The organism is Pseudomonas sp. GM74, from assembly GCF_000282455.1.
Classification (GTDB): Bacteria; Pseudomonadota; Gammaproteobacteria; order Pseudomonadales; family Pseudomonadaceae; genus Aquipseudomonas.
In genome coordinates this window covers 1-3,404 of sequence record NZ_AKJG01000145.1, presented here as the reverse complement: position 1 = coordinate 3,404, position 3,404 = coordinate 1, and the positions used below count along the sequence as shown (strand labels likewise).

Below are 3,404 nucleotides of genomic sequence, written 5' to 3'. Positions count from 1 at the left end.
TACGTCAGAGAGATCGTGCAAGGCGGATTTACGACTGCTGCGCAGCCGGACGCAGCCTTCGGCAGCTGCTACAAGGAAGGCGTAGCGTCCGGGTTCGCCTGACTGATCGGCATTAGCGCAGCAGGCCCTCTTTTTGGGCCGCTTCGAGCAAGCTCCCTCGCCACATGGTTCGCGTCAGGTTCAGTTCTTACTGAGCCCCAAACATCGCCGTCCAGTAAATCCCCGCATCGCTCTTCGGATCGGTCGCATACGCCGCGCCCAATTCACGGAATTGCGGGTTCATCAGGTTGGCGCAATGGCCGGGGCTGGTCAGCCAGCCTTCGACCACCTTGCGTACGCTGTCCTGCCCGGCGGCGATGTTTTCGCCGATCTGCTGGAAGTCGTAGCCGGCCAGTTCCGCGCGGTCGCCCGGGGTGCGGCCGTCGCGGTCCTTGTGGTCGAAGTAGTTGTTGTTGGCCATGGAGCGGGAGTTGCCTTCGGCGGCGCTGGCCAGCGTGGCGTTCCAGGCCAGCGGTGGCGCGGCGGCGAAGGACTGCGCGCCGCACTGGCGTGGGCGGGTGCGTGCGGCGTTGAGTTCGGTGAGCAGCTTCTGGCCTTCGGCCTGCGCGTCGCCCAGGCGTGCGCTCAACAATGGCCGTGCAACCACGATGCGCCATTGCCGGTCCTGGCGGAAGACGCCGACATCGACGAATTGCGGGTCGAGGACGATCTGGCAAAAACTCTCCTGGATCGCCTTCATCGCCGATGCCGCATCACGGGGTCCGGACAGGCTGATGGCCTGCACATTTTTCATGGGATAACCGGCCGTAGCCATGGCCTGCTGCAGATCACCGATGCTCGGGGCGGTCAGCACCAGGCGCGGGTCGGCGGACAGCGGCGGCAGCTCCGATGAAACCTGGCCGGCGCAGCGCTGCAGTTGGCTGCGGTAGACGTTGATCGATTCGATCAGTTGCGCTTCGTCTGCCGCCACGGCGTTGGCGGTGAATACCAGGCCCAGTGACACACCGGCCAAGCGCATTGCGGATGAAATGAAACCCATGAAAATCCCCCTTGAGCAGATTGCGCCCATGATGCGCGAAGTTGGCCCAGCTAAGACAACGGATTTATCCAGAGTGTAGTGGGGGTGGGCGAAATCATTTCACTACTAGACTGAATCGAACCACTCACCGAGTGACACCGACCATGCGCTTCGACTGGATCGCCACCTGCCTCGCCCTGACGTTGTTTGCCGGCCCGGTGTCCGCTGCGGATCAAGCGCAAAAGCAGCAAGCGGCCGAGAACAAGGCCGAGGTGCTGGAACAAAAAGCCGCCGAGAGCAACAACCCCGCACCGGCGCCCAAGGCAGAAGCCATTACCCCGTCCGAAGTCCAGGCCGTCGACCCGGCTGGCGCCGCGCCGCTGGACGACGCGATCACCTGCCTGGCCCGATCCATTTACTGGGAAGCCAGGGGCAAGGACACCGCCGACATGGAGGCGGTGGCCAATGTGGTCATGAATCGCCTGGGCCACGAGGGCTTTCCGGACACGGTGTGCAAAGTGGTCAAGCAGGGTTCGGAGACCAAGAGCTGCCAGTTTTCCTGGTGGTGCGACGGCAAATCCGATTCGGTCCAGGAAGAGGTGCCTTACACGATGGCCAAGGAAATCGCGCGCAAGGCCCTGAACAAGGAACTGCCGGATCGCACCCAGGGTGCCCTGTATTTTCATGATCGTACCGTCAAGCCGGATTGGGCCCGGGAATACATCAGGACCGTGGATATCGGCTTGTTCAGGTTTTACAAACCCCATGACGGATCAGCCAGATAGCAGCGGTTATTTCGGCCAAATATTTTATTTTTTTGAGGTCGCTCGAGGGGTTATCGAAACTGAAATGTATCTGTTTTATAAGTTTCATAACGCAACCATGGGCGAATGACGTCCTAAGCAGGAACGACACATGAAGCTGATGAGGGTCTGGATCAGTAATCTTGCGCCGATCACGGTGCAGTCACCGGTGTGCCTCCCATGACCGTCCTGGTCACCGGTGCGGCCGGTTTCATCGGTTTTCATACGGTCCAGCGCTTGTGCCGCGAGGGTCAGGAGGTCGTCGGTATCGACAACCTCAACGACTACTACGACGTGGAACTCAAGCACGCACGCCTTAAGGTGCTGGAGACGTTGCCGGGTTTTCGTTTCCGGAAAATGGACATCGTCGATAAACCGGCCCTGATGAGCCTGTTTCAAGAGCACCGTTTCACCGAGGTGGTGCACCTGGCAGCCCAGGCCGGGGTGCGTTACTCGCTGGACAACCCGGATGTCTATGGGCAATCGAACCTGGTGGGCTTCCTCAATGTGCTCGAAGTCTGTCGGCACCATCGCCCCGAGCACCTGATCTACGCCTCGAGCAGCTCGGTGTACGGCAGCAACAGCAAGATGCCGTTCAGTGTCGAGGACCCTGTCGAACATCCTGTCTCGCTGTACGCCGCCAGCAAGCGCGCCAATGAGCTGCTGGCCGAAAGTTACTGCCATCTGTATGGCCTGAAAGCCAGTGGCCTGCGCTTCTTTACCGTCTACGGCCCGTGGGGCCGCCCGGACATGGCGCTGTTCAAGTTCACCGACGCCATTCTCAAAGGCCTGCCCATCGACATTTACAACCAGGGCCAGATGTCCCGCGACTTCACTTATGTCGACGACATTGTCGAAGGTATCGCCCGACTGCGCCCAAGGCCACCGGTGCCGGAGGGCTCTGCCGCCGGGGTCAACCGGCTGTTCAACATCGGGCGGGGCATGCCGGTGGCGTTGCTGGATTTCGTCGAGTGTCTGGAGTCCGCCCTGGACCTGCAGGCCCGGCGCAACTACCTGCCGATGCAGGCCGGCGATGTGGTCAAGACCTGGGCCGATGTCTCGGCACTGGCCGAGTGGGTGGGCTTCAGCCCGCAGGTGACGCTGGAAACCGGCGTAAGAGCATTTGTGAAGTGGTATCGGCAGTTCTACCGGATTTGAAGCGTTCGCCTCTGATCTCGAAAAAATCAAAAAAGGCGAGAGAGACCCCATGAGCCAAGACATTTTTGTATCCGTACTGATTCCCGCCAAGAACGAAGCGAACAACCTCAAGCCGCTACTGGAGGAAATCCGCGTGGCGCTGGTCGATGAATCGTACGAAATCATCGTGGTCGACGACGGCAGCACCGATTCGACCCTGCAGGAACTGCGGCAGATTCGCCAAAACGGACTGAACACCTTGCGCATCCTGCATCACGAGCGGTCGCTGGGGCAGAGCACCTCGCTGTACCACGCCGCCCGCGAGGCTCGCGGGCTTTGGCTGGCGACCCTCGATGGCGATGGCCAGAACGATCCGGCGGACATTCCCGGCATGCTCGCGCTGGTGCGTGGCGAACCGGGCAAGGTCGATGTGCAGCTGGTGGCCG

4 protein-coding genes are annotated in these 3,404 nt (G+C 60.9%); 3 read left to right on the top strand and 1 reads right to left on the bottom strand.

All coding sequences use genetic code 11. The features are described 5' to 3' along the window. Positions 1-187 precede the first annotated feature (187 nt). Complete coding sequence (locus PMI34_RS04350) at positions 188-1,039, bottom strand: CAP domain-containing protein (RefSeq protein ID WP_008053174.1); 852 nt, start codon at positions 1,037-1,039, stop codon at positions 188-190. Positions 1,040-1,182: 143 nt separating this feature from the next. On the opposite strand from PMI34_RS04350, the gene PMI34_RS04355 reads away from it, so the two are divergent. The 3 genes from PMI34_RS04355 to PMI34_RS04365 all read left to right on the top strand — a co-directional run. Further along, positions 1,183-1,803, top strand: a complete 621-nt coding sequence (locus tag PMI34_RS04355; protein WP_008053172.1) for a cell wall hydrolase — start codon at positions 1,183-1,185, stop codon at positions 1,801-1,803. 198 nt (positions 1,804-2,001) lie between these two features. Further along, on the top strand, positions 2,002-2,979 hold the full coding sequence (locus PMI34_RS04360; RefSeq protein ID WP_008053171.1) for an NAD-dependent epimerase/dehydratase family protein: 978 nt from the start codon (positions 2,002-2,004) through the stop codon (positions 2,977-2,979). 49 nt (positions 2,980-3,028) lie between these two features. After that, positions 3,029-3,404, top strand: a 376-nt coding sequence (locus PMI34_RS04365) for a glycosyltransferase family 2 protein (protein ID WP_008053170.1), incomplete at its 3' end; no start/stop codon positions are given.

Excerpts from the sequence above, each read along its gene's own strand:
- PMI34_RS04350 (WP_008053174.1), bottom strand. The coding sequence starts at position 1,039 with ATGGGTTTCATTTCATCCGCAATGCGCTTGGCCGGTGTGTCACTGGGC.
- PMI34_RS04355 (WP_008053172.1), top strand. The coding sequence starts at position 1,183 with ATGCGCTTCGACTGGATCGCCACCTGCCTCGCCCTGACGTTGTTTGCC.
- PMI34_RS04360 (WP_008053171.1), top strand. The coding sequence starts at position 2,002 with ATGACCGTCCTGGTCACCGGTGCGGCCGGTTTCATCGGTTTTCATACG.